We start from the raw sequence: 13,934 nt of genomic DNA, 5'->3' as shown, positions 1-13,934 counted from the left end.
TTTTTTTGTTAATTCATTCTTGCTTTTAGCAATGGCTTTAAATGCTCGGGCAACCACTTTGATAAGGCATTTATGTATGCATCAGTTTGTTTGATTACTTTAAGGTGTTTGTTTAGCAAAGCAATATTTTTAATCCCTTGCTCAGTTTTAGTGCAACCTATAAAACCATAGCTTAACGCAGGCGCTTCAGTTAATGGTCTTTGGGTTAAGTTATCTTGAAAGTTCATTGATTTAGCTAAATAAAAATGTTCACTTGGGTAGCCAAGTAAAATATCAATGCGTTTTAAGTTAAGCATATAGGTAAGACTTGCTAAGCTATCTCGGGTAGGGCGAATAACAATGTCAACATCGGGCGTTGAATTAATTATACTATCGATAGCTTCCCCATAAGAGCGACTCAAAGACACGCCTAATGTTAGCTTTTTCTCTTGTAGTAAATCATACAAAGACACCTCAGCGTCGTTTTTAAGCGATAGCGCATTTGCTAGCTTTTTATGTAGTGCAACAGAGGGAGATAAACCAACAGTAGAGCTTTCTTGTGTAAATACCATTTGTTGCTTTCTGTTTTCGTTTTTATAAAGAGAAAGTACGCACGCGTCATTTGTTTTATCAGAAAGGGTTTGAATTAGCTTACTTGCAGGCACCACAACACGATTGAATTTGATATGAGGTAGTTGGTCTTCGAGTAATTTTATGATTGTTTCGTCGCGGCCTTGGCCCTGATACTTACCATTTAATATATAGTAAGGTGCAAAGTCATTGGTTAACCAGTTAATTGTTTGAGCATGACAAACTGAAGTTAGAGAGCAACAAAATAAAAGAGTGAAAAGTACACGTAACATTGCAGTAACCAACGAATGTAATTGGATTATTGTTTTAACACTTAAGTATTAAAAAGTAAAATGCCAGCAACAAGGCTGGCATAATATTACGTGTTATCGCGCATGGGATTGCGATATAGCTTTGCTTAGCTAACTTTTAGCCACTTAACAAATTGACGCGCATCGCTAGCTTTTTGAAACAATGCGTTTTTTAAACCTTGTGTATCACTAAAGATAACACGATGTTTATTAACTGAAATTGATTGCACAGGATGTGCTATTTGGATCATAGATCCGTTATATTTATAAGACATAATAAAACTCACTTTATTCTTGTAATTTATTCTGCGCTATTTTTTATAGCAGATTGCAGTCAATAAATTAACGATGTTGTGTTTAGCTTCATTACAGTGTTGACGATCTTTATGACACTTTTACGATGATTGTAAAATTCATCTCGGTATTATTTAAGGGGTACTCGCCGTACAATAACTTAGCTTTCAAATATACGTTGTGCGGGGCTTACTGGATCAGGGTAAATAGGTTAACCGCAGTGGTTTCTTAAAACCAGAGATGGAATGTAACCTAAATAAATTATGCTCGCAAGTTATTTGTATAGTTTTTGTAGTGTAGACTTTATCAACTGGGTTAAATACTTTGAATTACACCAAAAGGGAATCGTATGCATTACATAATAGTAAGTGATATTTACGGAAAAACACCGGCTTTACATGACTTTTGTAAAACATTAAACACTCAGTTCACCCTTGTTGAACCTTACAGTGGGAAAGAGCAAGTTATTGAAAGTGAAGAACTTAACTATAAAAATTTTATAAAAGCATGTGGCCACAACGTGTATACGGCAATGCTGCATAAACAATTTGATAGACTCACAGAGCCAACAATTTGCATTGCCTTTAGTGCAGGGGCTAGTGCCGCATGGCGAGCCCAGTTATTAACAAGCAATCCACATCTTAAAAAAGTGGTTGGTTTTTATCCATCACAAATACGAAACTACTTAGATTTAGACGCAAGTGTACCCTGTGAGTTTATTTTTCCTTACGATGAGGTGCACTTTGATGTTACTGCTGTTATTAATGAGCTTAATAAAAAACAAAACGTAATTTGCAAACCAACAGATTATTGTCATGGATTTATGAATAAGCGTTCTTTAAATTATAATGAACAGGCCTATCAATACTTTTGTAACTATTTAACTTCAAATGATTTTTAGCATCTTGGTGATAGACGCCTAACTGTAAAATCAATACAGCTCAAAGTGTGTTTATTAATTTTTTAGTCACGTTTGGAAAGTCAGTGCGGTTTTTATACTCTGCATATAAAGAAGTAAAAATACTACTACGTGAGAGTTTATCAAGGTCTTTGATAAACGTTTTAGCACTTGAACGCGCTGTTCTACAGCATAGTTGATAGGCTTTTATTATCTCAGCAAGGGTTTGACCTTGCTGGTGAAGTGCTAAATCGGCTTCAACAAAAAATGCAGCGCCTGTGCAATACACACGTTGCTGTGCACCTTGATTCCACATATCAGCAGAAAGCTCACTTAAGGGCTGCGACTTTGTTTTGCTTTGTAGTCTACCTCTATTAAACCCAGCATTTAATCGTTGAACAAATTGCGCTTGGGTTATTACACCGCTGTCTCGCATAATTACGTTTTGCATATAACTGGCAAATCCTTCACTTAACCAAAAAGCAGAGTAGGGGAAAAGCGGCAAATATAAATGCGATAGCTCGTGATATAGGGTCCAGTCTTTAGTAAATGCATTTAAACTTGCGTATCTATCAATATGAAGTTCAATCCCATCGGGATTGCTACGCTTTACCGTTGCCCATGGTACAGGCTCAAATGCAAAATATTGCGGCTTTAAATAAATAGGCAAGGTAGTTTGCTTTAAAGGCCCAAGCGTATTTTCAGTTTTTTTTACACTCTGATCAATCCAGGTAGAGACAACTTGCTGGCCATTTTTAGACAGCGAGTCTAGCTCGTGTATGTCAACCTCAAGAGCGTAGATGTTTAAAGAGTATAAAAATAGCAACGTCCACAATAATTTCATTAAAACCCCTCTATATTTAAAAACTAATACGAACCGTACACGCTATAAGACCATCCTTTTAACTACATAAGCACATCTTATTTGTTATTTTTTAAACTGATACCAACTATAAAAAGGCAATTAAAGACACGCCTTAATTAACATGGTTTAATCGACCATATACATTGATTTATAGGCTTTAATGATGCAATACCAACATATAAAAATGCCAGAGCAAGGGCAACATATAACGGTAGATGAGCAAGGGCAGTGGGTTATTCCTTCAGAGCCTGTTATTGCCTATATTAATGGAGATGGAGTTGGGCAAGATGTTATGCCCGTTATGAGAAATATTGTAGATTGCGCTATTAAACACTGTTACAAAAACAAGCGAAAAATACATTGGATGCAAGTGTTTAATGGTGAGCAAGCAGCTAAGCTTTACGATGGTGATTGGTTTCCACAAGAAACAATACAAGCAGTAAGAGCCTGTAAAATAGCAATAAAAGGGCCATTAACTACGCCTTTGGGTGGAGGGTTCCGCTCTTTAAATGTAGCTTTACGCCAAGAAATGGATTTATTTGTAAATATGCGCACTATCAAAGGGTTTAGTGCTTTGCCTTCTCCTTTAAAAAACCCTTTTTTAACCAACATTACGGTTCTTCGTGATAGCAGCGAAGATGTATATTCGGGTATTGAGTGGCAAGCAGGGAGCATTGAAAGTGAAAAAATGCTCGACTTTTTATGTGAAGAAATGGGGGTAACACGCCTTAGGTTTTCACAAGATTGCGGCATAGGTATAAAAAATATATCCAAAGAAGGCTCTGAGCGATTAACACGTTTCGCTCTTAATTTTGCCCTTAATAACAATCGAGATTCTGTCACTTTTGTTCATAAAGGCAATGTGCTTAAGTTTACTGATGGTGCATTTAAACGTTGGGGCTTTGCACTCGCCAAAAAGGAATTTAATGCTATTGAGCACGAAAATGGTCGTTGGCTGAAAATCGAGCGCGTTGGGCATGCGCCTCTAATAATTAAAGAAGTCATTGCCGATAACATGCTACAACAATGTTTAATGAACCCTGAGCAGTTTGATGTAGTGGCAACTACGAATCAAAATGGGGACTTTTTAGCCGATATGCTCAGCGCTCAAGTGGGTGGTGTGGGCATTATGCCTGCTGCAAACTTGAATAATGATGTGGCTTTTTTTGAACCTACTCATGGTACATTTGAGCGAATTGCAGGGCAAAACAAAGCGAATCCAAGTAGTAGTATTTTGAGCGCAGTACTTATGCTTAAATTTATGAAATGGGATGAGGCGGCATTAACTATTGAAAATGCTCTAGAAAATACATTAGCAAGTGGGTATGTTACTTTTGATTTAACCCAGCAAGGCATTGATACTTCAAAAACTCATAACTCGACAACCTTAAGCTGCACAGACTTTGCAGATAAAGTTATCGAGCACTTTTAAACACATTCATTATTAAGCTGCTGAGGCAGTTTTAACTGTATGTACGCATGGGCGATTAGTTAACTGTGCGGCACGATGGTAGATGTCGTGTGCATTTGGTTCATCGCATTGTGTACCACTAAGCGTATCCATTAAAGCAACAACAATGATTGCAGGAACCTGGCAGCAATATTCATCAAGTACCGCTTCAGTTGTTTGCGCATCCACATGACAGTGCGGATGGTTTTGCAGTTGGTAAGCGTTCAATAGTGTTTGTACTTCAAGTACATCGTTTGGTTGGTGTTTAGTTTTACGACAAGTACACCCAAACTCATCAACTAATGTCGCCAGTGTTTGGTAAACATCTGTTGTTTGTAATGTTGCTTTAGAACATAACTGCTCTTCAATGAACTGATGTAAGTTAGCGTCGATGAATAACCCGTCTTGGCGTGTGAAAGAAGCTGTTGTCATAATAAATACTCTTAGTTTGTTGGCTTAACTTCACTCTAGCGCTAACTGTATTATTAATGAAATTGTTGTTTTCAATAACTGATATTGATTAGATCAATATTAAGTTTTATTCATTTAATTTACGCTAAATTTATTGGCTTCTTTTTTATTTAATTTGGTGCAAAAAATAAATAAATGCACAAAAGTGGTACAAGTTTCAGCAGAGGGGATATGGGGTTATTGGTTAAGGTGTTGAATTAATTTAAAATAAAAAACATGGTATCGGCTTTGCAAATTACTAATGAGTAAGGTTACTCCCCTTGCTAAGACTTATACGACTCCAAAGCAAAACATCGAGACACTCACTTTATTAAAGTGAGTGTCTCAATGTTTTATTTATTGAAAAACTAGTTTTTAAACGTTGTGTTTTTCTTACCTCTCACCGAGCCCGTCGTTTTTAGTATGTATTTACTAGTAAATTGAATGTGCTTTTAGATTTTTTCAGTATTTTTTGAAAAACGTAATGGATATATTAAAATTTACCTATCTGCTACTGTTTTAGCGAACTCAAGCATTTCGCGGCGTAACCATTGATGCGCTGGCGCATGGTGAAGCAGTGGGCTCCATATCATTTTTACCTCAATAGGCACTATTTGAAACGGGGGTGGACTTATTACTAAGTTAGTATGTGTTGTTAATAGCTTAGCTTGCCTGCGTGGTAATGTCGCCACCAGTTGCTCTGATTGACAAAGTAAACTGGCAATCATGTAGTGGCGGGTAAATACCCTAATTTTACGTGCTTGCTCTAACTGCCAGAGTGCTTCATCTACCCAGCCTAATTTTTGTTTACCTGACTTATTAGTTACTGCAGCTTCAGGGCCCCAACCAGCCCGGTTTACCCAAATATGTTCTTTTTTGAGGTAATCATCGAGCGTGGCATTTTGTAAAAAAGTATTCTTGGGGTGTGTTAAACAGCAGTAGTTATCGCGCCATACAGTGGCTTGGTGAAACGATCGCGGTAATCCGTTAAAGCGATTAATAGCAAGGTCTATGGTGCCTTTTTCCATGTCTTGTAAGTTAACATCGCTTGGGCTTAAAACGTCAAAATTAATACCCGGATTTTTATTTAATTGCGCTGTTATAAATGGCGCAATTAACGTTGACTCTAAATAGTCGTTTGCCATTATTCTAAAGGTTATTTCAGCCGTAGCGGGGTTGAATTGCTCACTGGGCTGAGTAATTGCTTCAGCCATTTTTAATAATGATTCTATTTCAGGTTTAAGCAGGAGTGCTTTGGCTGTTGGGGTCATTGACCCTGCGGCGCGAACAAGAAGCGGATCTTCAAATAAATCGCGTAATCGCTTTAATGCATTACTCATTGCCGGTTGTGTTAACGCTAATTTATTGGCGGCTTTAGACACACTTTTTTCGTCTATAAGCACGTTTAAATAGACGAGAAGGTTGAGATCGACGTTACGTATATTCATTAGATCAATCTTATTTATTTGCTGTATTAATTATCTAAATTAAAGCCTGCTTGCTAAGGTGTAAACAATTAATAAAAAATAACCGCCATAACGGGTAAAAATATAAGTGTTGTTAACATGCCAAATACGTTAATCGATGATTCAAATAATGCTCTTCAAAAGGTGATTGCGACTAAGCTTGCACGTGCTGTATTTGCAGGGTTTGATGCGATGTTTGCTGAGTTTTTAAATATAACACTTGGTGCACAAAGCCGGTTTGAGCAGCGCCAATATCATGATGTACAACGTGCAATGCGCGATCGGTTACAAGTTTATGAGCGCCAAGTAAAAAATGTGAGTGAAGCGGTTAAAATAATTGCTTATCAAGAACTAGACTGCCCACACACATGGCAACTAGCTAAAAATATTTATGGGGATATGGTTGAGCACCATGAGAATAAACCCATTGCGCATACTTTCTTTAATTCAACATTTGGTGCTATTTGGGACGATAAAAAAATTCGTACAGTGCATTTATTTGTATTAAAAGCCAAATACCGAAGTGAACCACGCTCATTTGAAAGTTTAGTAAGTAGAATATCGCTTCAAAATGGGTTTGAAACCGCAATTTCACAGCTTATTACTACGCAAATGTTTAGAGTTCCATTTTGCCAATTAAATGCCGATTTAAAGCGCTTAAAGCAAACCCTAATGCAAGGTGCTAAGCATCAATGTAAGCAGGTCTATGAACTGATAAATTTAAACGACGGGTTTATTGAATACGCAAACTCGTTATTTTTTAGAAATAAAGCCTGTTATTTGATTGGCCGTTGTATCGCTAAAAATGGCGATAATATGCCGTTTGCTATTGCCATTTTAAACACCGAAAAAGGCTTAAAAATAGATGCGGTTATGATGGGCGCCGATCAATTAAGCTTATTATTTGGCTTTGCTCGTACTTATTTTATGGTAGATACAGACCAACCCGCGCGTTATGTTGATTACCTCAGTGTACTTATGCCGCATAAAAAGCGTTTTGAATTATTTAACGCTATTGGCTTTATTAAACACGCTAAAACCGAGTTTTACCGCTACAAGGTCGACACCACTAAAAATAGCCCCGCAAGTTTTAAATATATAAACGCACCTGGTACACCTGGCATGGTAATGCTGGTATTTACTATTGAAGGCTCAGATTACGTATATAAAGTAATAAAAGATAAATTTAGTGCACCAAAAACCGCAACTAAAGCACAAGTAAAAGAAAAATATAACTTTGTTAAGCAAGCCGACCGAGTAGGGCGATTGGTAGATACACACGAGTTTAGGTATTTAGCGTTTGATTTAAGCCGCTTTAGTGAAGAACTATTAACGCAGATGAAAACACACATTGATAGCAGTTTAGTTATATCGGGCAAGGCACTTATTTTAAAACATGTGTATGTTGAACGAAAAATGACACCTCTTAATTTATATATTAACCACTGCGATAAACACGCATTGGACCATGTAATGCTTGATTATGGAAAAGCAATTAAAGATTTAGCTGGGGCGAATATATTTCCAGGTGACATGCTGATGAAAAACTTTGGCGTTACTCGCTGGGGGCGTGTTGTGTTTTACGACTTTGATGAGATTTGCCCACTAACTCAGTGTAATTTTAGAGATGTACCTCAAACACAAAATACATTAGAGGAGTTAAGTAGTCATTCTTATTTTGATATTGATGAAAACGATATATTTCCCAGTCAATTTAAGGTTTTTTTTAGCGCAAATGCTCATGCATTTGAGTGTTTTAACAACCACCACAGTGACTTATTTACAACAACCTATTGGCAACAGTGCCAGCAGCAAATACAAAATGGTTTTTTACCTGATGTTTACCCGTACAAGCAAAGCTGGCGGTTTAAATAGAAATAATTACCCCCATGTCTAAAGTACAACTTTAGTTAAAGCAAAGGAGTGGTAATGAAATATATTTCCCATGAAAGCGGAAACCTTGCCTTTAGTGATACCCGTAAACCGCAGCTAAAAAATAATGAAGTGCTTGTTAAAGTGGCTGCAATTGGCGTGAATCGTGCTGATTGCATGCAACGCCAAGGTAAGTACCCAGCCCCAAAAGGTGACAGCCCAATTTTAGGTTTAGAGTGTGCAGGCACTGTGGTAGAGCTGGGTAACGAAGTTGATAAAAGCTGGCTCGATAAACGTATTTTTACACTGTGTGCAGGTGGCGCTTATAGCGAATATGTTGCGGTAGATGCTAAACAATTAATGGAACTACCTGATGATGTAACTATGGTTGAAGGTGCTGCCATCAGCGAGGTGTATTTAACTGCTTTTGGTGCATTATTTGAGCTTGGCAAGCTACAACATGGGCAAACGGCATTGATACATGCAGGGGCCAGTGGCGTAGGTGGTGCCGCTATTCAAATGGCAAAAAGTGCAGGAGCAACTGTTGTTATAACCGCAGGTTCTGATGAAAAATGCCAACACGCTAAGTCGCTGGGAGCAGATCATACAATTAACTACAAAAACACAGACTTTGTAGATTACATGCAAAGCCATAATTTAACCGCTAATGTAATTGTTGACCCCGTTGCAGGCAGTTATTTAAACAAAAATGCCCGAGTTGCTGCCATGGATTGCCAAATAATTATGCTTGCCTTTTTAGATGGGCGTTTTGCTGAGGTTGATTTTGCAGCCCTTTTACGTAAAAGGATTTCGTTTCATGCGTCAACCCTTCGTAACCGCAGTATTGATTTTAAACGCCAACTAAGAGATGACTTAGTAGAACGCTTTTACAACGACATAGCATCTAAAAACTTTGACTTTAATGTGTACAAAACGTTGCCATGGACACAGGCTCAAGAGGCACATGCAATATTAGAGCGCAACGAAAACGCGGGTAAAGTCGTATTGCTTGTAGAATAACGCTTTATTTTACACGTTATGCCCATATAATTCAGTCATACACACGTTATTATAAAACCAAGGTTAAAAATGAATCCAATAATTGCAATTTTAAAAGAACATAATGTAAGTGATGACAAAGTAAAAGCGTTATTCGAGGCGTTTACACAAAACCCAATGATGGCTATGGCGCTTGTACAGGAGCTTGGCATACCGCCTGAAAAGCTTCAGCAATTAATGGCTGTTGTTATGACACAACCTCACTTAATCAAAGAGGCTACCGATGAGTTAGGTTTAGACTTTGAAAAAGTAAAAGAAGCGAAAGAAAAGCTTAATCAGTAATAAGGTCTAAGTATTCGTTAAAAGAAGCATAAGCTTACGTTTATGCTTCTTTTTTTGTACATAAATTTTGCTGCTTATTCTTTTGGAAGAAGAACAGTGTCAATTACATGGATTACGCCATTACTTGCTTTAACATCTGGCATCATCACGTTAGCGTCGTTTACCATCACACCCATGTTTGTTTTAATCATTACCGACTGCCCCTGGAGTGTTTTGGCACTATCTAACTTAGCCACCTCTTTTGCCATTATTTTTCCAGCGACAACATGGTAGGTTAGCACTGCCGTTAACTTCTCTTTGTTTTCTGGCTTTAACAGCATCTCAACGGTACCGTCAGGTAACTTTGAGAAAGCGGCATCAGTTGGTGCAAAAATAGTGAATGGCCCTTTGCCTTTTAGAGTATCAACTAAACCGGCTGCTTTTACGGCTGCAACAAGTGTTGTGAACGAGCCATTTTCAACCGCAACATCAACCACATCTTTCTTCATGCCATGATGGTTGGCTTGTGCAGAAAATGAAAACCCTATGCTTGCGGCGGTAATTAAAATTGCGGTGGTTATCTTCTTAAACATGTTAGTTTCCTTTAAGTTAATATTTGCTAAATTCCTAAGATGCTACGCTGCTGAAAATTTAATCGATCAAAAACGTTTTTTGGTCAAACATCTTTTGTTACATCCTTTTTTGAACTGCTAAAGCGCTGTTAGGTCATACCATTACTTGATCAATTAAAGGGAGCAGTTATGAAAGTGCTTTATAAATTTTGGAAAAATAATCGTTCACTCATTGTATTTATTGCCTTAATGAGTGTGTTTAGAAGTGCAGTAGCCGACTGGTATGAAGTGCCTACGAGCTCAATGAAACCTACAATTGAGCAAGGAGATAGAATTTTAACAGACAAAATGGCGTACGACTTACGAGTGCCTTTTACGCATATTTCTTTGCTTAAAATTAACGAGCCACAGACAGGGGACATTATTGTATTCGACTCACAAGCGGCAGATAACCGGTTAATTAAACGTGTTATTGGTGTGCCTGGTGATACCGTTTCTTTAGTAAATAACGAATTAATTATTAATGGCAAAAAGCTTAACTACGAACATGTGCAAAATAATATCGACTCGGTTGATAAAGTAGAGATATTAAAAGGTAAGAAGCACACCGTTAGGGTAGCAAATGTACCATCCCAATTAGCTGGCTTTGAAACGATCACCATTCCAGATGATTACTATTTAGCAATGGGGGATAACCGTGACAATAGCGCAGACTCTCGCGTAATTGGTTTAATCCCTCGTGGTGAACTACTCGGAAAAGCAAATAAGGTCATTGTTTCGCTTGATTACGATAATTACTACATACCAAGGAAAGAGCGTGTACTGCTCTCTTTAAACTAAGTGCATTTTGATTTGTTTGAACAGAGTATTAAGTATTTGATGTAATTTAAGTATTGAACAATACCTAGTGATTACAGCAAATTAAAGACCTTTAATCAGTGGGTATGTCAGTTAAATAGTCATGAACTAACTGGGTAAGAGCTTGCTTGTCAGCGTGGCTAGTAATCACTTTTGAAAAATCACTACTAATGGCTACGCCGCAAGCTCCTGCGTCAAACCACTGAGTAATGTTATTTAAATTTATCCCGCCAACGGGCATTAAATTGGCGCTATCAAATGGGCCTTTTAATGCCTTAAAATAGTCAATTCCCATGCTACCTGCTGGAAATACCTTAATAATATCCGCATTATACTCAATCGCGTTAGAGATATCTGTTGGCGTTAAAGCCCCCATTAAAACAGGTAAATTATACTGATGGGCAACTGACACAATACGCTTATCAGTATTAGGGGTTACTATAAACTGTGCACCTGCATTAATGGCTCGTTGAGCTAGTTTAGTATTTGTGATGGTGCCTGCACCCACCAAAATATGTTGATGACGAATACGTGCATTTTTAATTTCTTGCTCAAACCCTGGTGTATTAGAGGTGATTTCAAGCACTTTTATACCAGCCTCAACTAAGCAATCGACAAGTGGTGCAACATCTGATTGCTTTTTTAATCGAATAATAGCCACTATTTTGTGCTTTAAAATTTTGTTGCGAGTTACAGTCTTTTCTTGAGAAACCGTGCTAGGCATTGTATTACTTTTTTATTAGTTATTGGTCGATGGTACAAAAAATCGATAAAAGTCGCAAATAGGATAAAATAACATATAAAAAAACCGCTGAGAGTCAGCGGTTATTTTATTCATAGGTGTAAATTTACATTACACGCATTCCTGGCTCTGATCCGTCGTCTGGATTAAGAATATAAATTTCTTTTCCGCCAGGGCCTGCAGCAAGTACCATACCCTCAGACATACCAAAACGCATTTTACGCGGTTTAAGGTTTGCAACCATTACTGTTAGCTTACCTTCAATGTCTTCAGGAGCGTATGCTGATTTAATGCCTGCGAATACTTGACGCGTTTCGCCGCCTAAATCAAGGGTTAGCTTCAGTAGTTTGTCGGCGCCTTTTACATGCTCTGCTTTTGCAATTTTAGCAACACGAAGGTCTACCTTTGCAAAATCGTCAAACTCAATTTCTTCGCTAATAGGTTCTTTTGCAAGAGGGCTATTTGGGTCAATTGTTACTTTCGGCTCTAGGCTTTCTTTAGATTCTTCAACCATTTTGTTTACTTTGTCCATTTCTACGCGTTGCATTAACGGTTTAAATTTATTGATTGAGTGGCTTACTAGTGGCGTCTTTACTGCATCCCAAGCAAGATCATCGTTTAAAAACGCTTCTACGTTTTGGGCCATAGCCGGTAGTACTGGTTTTAAATAGGTAATTAAAACACGGAACAAGTTAAGGCCAAGCGAACACACATCGTGAGCTTCTTGTTGCTTAGTTTCGTCTTTAATTAATACCCATGGTGCTGCGCCATCAATAAATTGGTTTGCTTTGTCGGCAAGGGCCATAATTTCACGAATTGCGCGACTGTATTCACGGTTCTCAAAATGGGTGGTAATACTTGGCGCGGCAGCTTGGAACTCTTCTAGGAGCTCTGGTTGCATAATGGTTGCGCTTAATTTGCCATCAAACTTTTTGGTAATAAAGCCTGCGCAACGGCTCGCTATATTAACGACTTTACCAACCAGATCTGAATTAACACGTTGTGCAAAGTCTTCTAGGTTTAAATCAAGATCGATAATACCGCTGTTTAATTTTGCAGCGTAATAGTAACGTAAGTATTCTGGATTTAGGTTGTCTAGGTAGGTACGCGCTTTAATGAACGTGCCCTTTGACTTAGACATTTTTTCGCCATTTACAGTAACGAACCCGTGTGCAAATACGTTAGTTGGTTTTCTAAATTTAGCGCCTTCTAGCATGGCTGGCCAAAATAAGCTGTGGAAGTAAATAATGTCTTTACCAATAAAGTGGTAAAGTTCTGCTTCTGAGCCTTCAGCCCAAAATGCGTCAAAATCAATCCCTTTTTTATCACACAGGTTTTTAAAGCTAGCCATGTAACCAATTGGCGCATCTAGCCATACGTAAAAGTATTTACCTGGGGCATTTGGAATTTCGAAACCAAAGTAAGGCGCATCACGGCTGATATCCCACTGTTGTAAGCCGTCAGTAAACCATTCGTCTAGCTTGTTAGCCATTTCTTGTTGAATAGTACCTGAGTGTAGCCATTCTTTAAGCATGCCTTCAAATGCTGGTAGGTCAAAAAAGTAATGCTCAGAATCTTTCAAAATAGGCTCGGCACCTGACATGACAGAGCGCGGGTTTATTAATTCGGTCGGGCTGTAAGTGGCGCCACACGAATCACAGCTATCGCCATTTTGATCTTCAGACTTACACGTTGGGCAAGTACCGGTTACAAAGCGATCAGGTAAAAATATGCCTTTTTCTGGGTCAAATAATTGCGAAATAGTGTGCTTTTTTATATGGCCCGCATCGTTTAAACGGTTGTATATTAATTCACTAAATTCTTTGTTTTCTTGGCTATGCGTGCTGTGGTAATTGTCAAACTTAATGTTGAAATCAGCAAAGTCGCGTTGGCGTTCAATGCTCACATTTTTTACCATTTCTTCAGGTGTGATCCCTTGCTTCTGTGCATTAAGCATGATTGGTGTGCCGTGGGCATCGTCTGCGCAAACATAATACGTTTCATGGCCTTGAAGTTTTTGAAAACGTGACCAAATATCAGTTTGAATATATTCCAATAAATGACCTAAGTGGGTTGGGCCATTTGCATAAGGTAATGCGCTGGTAATCAGGATCTTTCGCTGTGCCATAATCATTCCGAATTGAGGATAAAATACCGTTTTTACTATTTAAACGGCTGTTATCATTAATTTATCTATAAACAGGTGGCTATGCGCTCACGCTGCTTATGGATTTTTATTAATTGACTGGTGTTAATGACCTGAATGTTACATAATTCCGAGGCACTT

At 38.1% G+C, this 13,934-nt stretch carries 14 protein-coding genes; 6 read left to right on the top strand and 8 right to left on the bottom strand.

What is annotated here, in order from left to right; genetic code table 11:
- Positions 1 to 8 precede the first annotated feature (8 nt).
- Together PMAN_RS07690 and PMAN_RS07685 are read right to left on the bottom strand one after the other, a co-directional pair.
- The gene (locus tag PMAN_RS07690) at positions 9 to 842 is read right to left on the bottom strand and encodes a transporter substrate-binding domain-containing protein (protein ID WP_006792204.1); all 834 of its coding nucleotides are present in this window, start codon (positions 840 to 842) and stop codon (positions 9 to 11) included.
- Positions 843 to 967: 125 nt separating this feature from the next.
- The gene (locus tag PMAN_RS07685) at positions 968 to 1,135 is read right to left on the bottom strand and encodes a hypothetical protein (RefSeq protein ID WP_008131463.1); all 168 of its coding nucleotides are present in this window, start codon (positions 1,133 to 1,135) and stop codon (positions 968 to 970) included.
- A gap of 368 nt (positions 1,136 to 1,503) precedes the next feature.
- Here PMAN_RS07685 and PMAN_RS07680 point away from each other — a divergent pair, with 368 nt between their 5' ends.
- Positions 1,504 to 2,055 carry a dienelactone hydrolase family protein gene (locus tag PMAN_RS07680; RefSeq protein WP_010557508.1) on the top strand — a complete coding sequence of 184 codons (552 nt, stop codon included), beginning with the start codon at positions 1,504 to 1,506 and terminating at the stop codon, positions 2,053 to 2,055.
- 40 nt (positions 2,056 to 2,095) lie between these two features.
- Here PMAN_RS07680 and PMAN_RS07675 read toward each other — a convergent pair whose 3' ends face one another.
- Complete coding sequence (locus PMAN_RS07675) at positions 2,096 to 2,896, bottom strand: M61 family metallopeptidase (RefSeq protein ID WP_010557507.1); 801 nt, start codon at positions 2,894 to 2,896, stop codon at positions 2,096 to 2,098.
- A 184-nt stretch (positions 2,897 to 3,080) separates the two neighbouring features.
- Between PMAN_RS07675 and icd the strand changes: the two genes are divergently transcribed.
- The gene (gene icd / locus PMAN_RS07670; RefSeq protein WP_010557506.1) at positions 3,081 to 4,349 is read left to right on the top strand and encodes an NADP-dependent isocitrate dehydrogenase; all 1,269 of its coding nucleotides are present in this window, start codon (positions 3,081 to 3,083) and stop codon (positions 4,347 to 4,349) included.
- A gap of 12 nt (positions 4,350 to 4,361) precedes the next feature.
- Here the strand turns inward: icd and PMAN_RS07665 are convergent, their stop codons facing one another.
- Positions 4,362 to 4,799, bottom strand: a complete 438-nt coding sequence (locus PMAN_RS07665) for a hypothetical protein (protein WP_006792199.1) — start codon at positions 4,797 to 4,799, stop codon at positions 4,362 to 4,364.
- Between the two features lie 518 nt (positions 4,800 to 5,317).
- Positions 5,318 to 6,265, bottom strand: a complete 948-nt coding sequence (locus tag PMAN_RS07660; protein WP_010557505.1) for a LysR family transcriptional regulator — start codon at positions 6,263 to 6,265, stop codon at positions 5,318 to 5,320.
- Between the two features lie 117 nt (positions 6,266 to 6,382).
- Here PMAN_RS07660 and aceK point away from each other — a divergent pair, with 117 nt between their 5' ends.
- From aceK to PMAN_RS07645, 3 genes are all read left to right on the top strand, one after another.
- Positions 6,383 to 8,158 (top strand): bifunctional isocitrate dehydrogenase kinase/phosphatase, encoded by a 1,776-nt coding sequence (gene aceK, locus PMAN_RS07655; RefSeq protein WP_010557504.1) that lies wholly within the window; start codon positions 6,383 to 6,385, stop codon positions 8,156 to 8,158.
- A 54-nt stretch (positions 8,159 to 8,212) separates the two neighbouring features.
- Positions 8,213 to 9,175 carry a zinc-binding dehydrogenase gene (locus tag PMAN_RS07650; RefSeq protein ID WP_010557503.1) on the top strand — a complete coding sequence of 321 codons (963 nt, stop codon included), beginning with the start codon at positions 8,213 to 8,215 and terminating at the stop codon, positions 9,173 to 9,175.
- Between the two features lie 69 nt (positions 9,176 to 9,244).
- Positions 9,245 to 9,496: a DUF2999 family protein gene (locus PMAN_RS07645; protein ID WP_006792194.1), complete on the top strand. Its 252-nt coding sequence runs from the start codon at positions 9,245 to 9,247 to the stop codon at positions 9,494 to 9,496.
- Between the two features lie 74 nt (positions 9,497 to 9,570).
- Here the strand turns inward: PMAN_RS07645 and PMAN_RS07640 are convergent, their stop codons facing one another.
- Complete coding sequence (locus PMAN_RS07640; RefSeq protein WP_006792193.1) at positions 9,571 to 10,068, bottom strand: fasciclin domain-containing protein; 498 nt, start codon at positions 10,066 to 10,068, stop codon at positions 9,571 to 9,573.
- 168 nt (positions 10,069 to 10,236) lie between these two features.
- Here PMAN_RS07640 and lepB point away from each other — a divergent pair, with 168 nt between their 5' ends.
- A complete protein-coding gene (lepB, locus tag PMAN_RS07635; RefSeq protein WP_010557502.1) occupies positions 10,237 to 10,887 on the top strand; it encodes a signal peptidase I in 651 nt (216 codons plus the stop codon).
- A 91-nt stretch (positions 10,888 to 10,978) separates the two neighbouring features.
- Here lepB and PMAN_RS07630 read toward each other — a convergent pair whose 3' ends face one another.
- Both PMAN_RS07630 and metG read right to left on the bottom strand, forming a co-directional pair.
- Positions 10,979 to 11,629 carry a bifunctional 4-hydroxy-2-oxoglutarate aldolase/2-dehydro-3-deoxy-phosphogluconate aldolase gene (locus PMAN_RS07630; protein ID WP_010557501.1) on the bottom strand — a complete coding sequence of 217 codons (651 nt, stop codon included), beginning with the start codon at positions 11,627 to 11,629 and terminating at the stop codon, positions 10,979 to 10,981.
- 124 nt (positions 11,630 to 11,753) lie between these two features.
- Positions 11,754 to 13,775, bottom strand: a complete 2,022-nt coding sequence (metG, locus tag PMAN_RS07625) for a methionine--tRNA ligase (protein WP_010557500.1) — start codon at positions 13,773 to 13,775, stop codon at positions 11,754 to 11,756.
- Between the last annotated feature and the right edge of the window lie 159 nt (positions 13,776 to 13,934).

The sequence above is a fragment of the Pseudoalteromonas marina genome (assembly GCF_000238335.3).
GTDB lineage: Bacteria > Pseudomonadota > Gammaproteobacteria > Enterobacterales > Alteromonadaceae > Pseudoalteromonas > Pseudoalteromonas marina.
The sequence above is the reverse complement of the archived record's forward strand: the minus strand, read 5'-3'. Positions and strand labels throughout refer to the sequence as shown.

What these genes read in the sequence shown, in the direction of transcription:
- PMAN_RS07690 (WP_006792204.1), bottom strand. Translation starts at nt 842, where the DNA reads ATGTTACGTGTACTTTTCACTCTTTTATTTTGTTGCTCTCTAACTTCA.
- PMAN_RS07685 (WP_008131463.1), bottom strand. Translation starts at nt 1,135, where the DNA reads ATGTCTTATAAATATAACGGATCTATGATCCAAATAGCACATCCTGTG.
- PMAN_RS07680 (WP_010557508.1), top strand. Translation starts at nt 1,504, where the DNA reads ATGCATTACATAATAGTAAGTGATATTTACGGAAAAACACCGGCTTTA.
- PMAN_RS07675 (WP_010557507.1), bottom strand. Translation starts at nt 2,896, where the DNA reads ATGAAATTATTGTGGACGTTGCTATTTTTATACTCTTTAAACATCTAC.
- icd (WP_010557506.1), top strand. Translation starts at nt 3,081, where the DNA reads ATGCAATACCAACATATAAAAATGCCAGAGCAAGGGCAACATATAACG.
- PMAN_RS07665 (WP_006792199.1), bottom strand. Translation starts at nt 4,799, where the DNA reads ATGACAACAGCTTCTTTCACACGCCAAGACGGGTTATTCATCGACGCT.
- PMAN_RS07660 (WP_010557505.1), bottom strand. Translation starts at nt 6,265, where the DNA reads ATGAATATACGTAACGTCGATCTCAACCTTCTCGTCTATTTAAACGTG.
- aceK (WP_010557504.1), top strand. Translation starts at nt 6,383, where the DNA reads ATGCCAAATACGTTAATCGATGATTCAAATAATGCTCTTCAAAAGGTG.
- PMAN_RS07650 (WP_010557503.1), top strand. Translation starts at nt 8,213, where the DNA reads ATGAAATATATTTCCCATGAAAGCGGAAACCTTGCCTTTAGTGATACC.
- PMAN_RS07645 (WP_006792194.1), top strand. Translation starts at nt 9,245, where the DNA reads ATGAATCCAATAATTGCAATTTTAAAAGAACATAATGTAAGTGATGAC.
- PMAN_RS07640 (WP_006792193.1), bottom strand. Translation starts at nt 10,068, where the DNA reads ATGTTTAAGAAGATAACCACCGCAATTTTAATTACCGCCGCAAGCATA.
- lepB (WP_010557502.1), top strand. Translation starts at nt 10,237, where the DNA reads ATGAAAGTGCTTTATAAATTTTGGAAAAATAATCGTTCACTCATTGTA.
- PMAN_RS07630 (WP_010557501.1), bottom strand. Translation starts at nt 11,629, where the DNA reads ATGCCTAGCACGGTTTCTCAAGAAAAGACTGTAACTCGCAACAAAATT.
- metG (WP_010557500.1), bottom strand. Translation starts at nt 13,775, where the DNA reads ATGGCACAGCGAAAGATCCTGATTACCAGCGCATTACCTTATGCAAAT.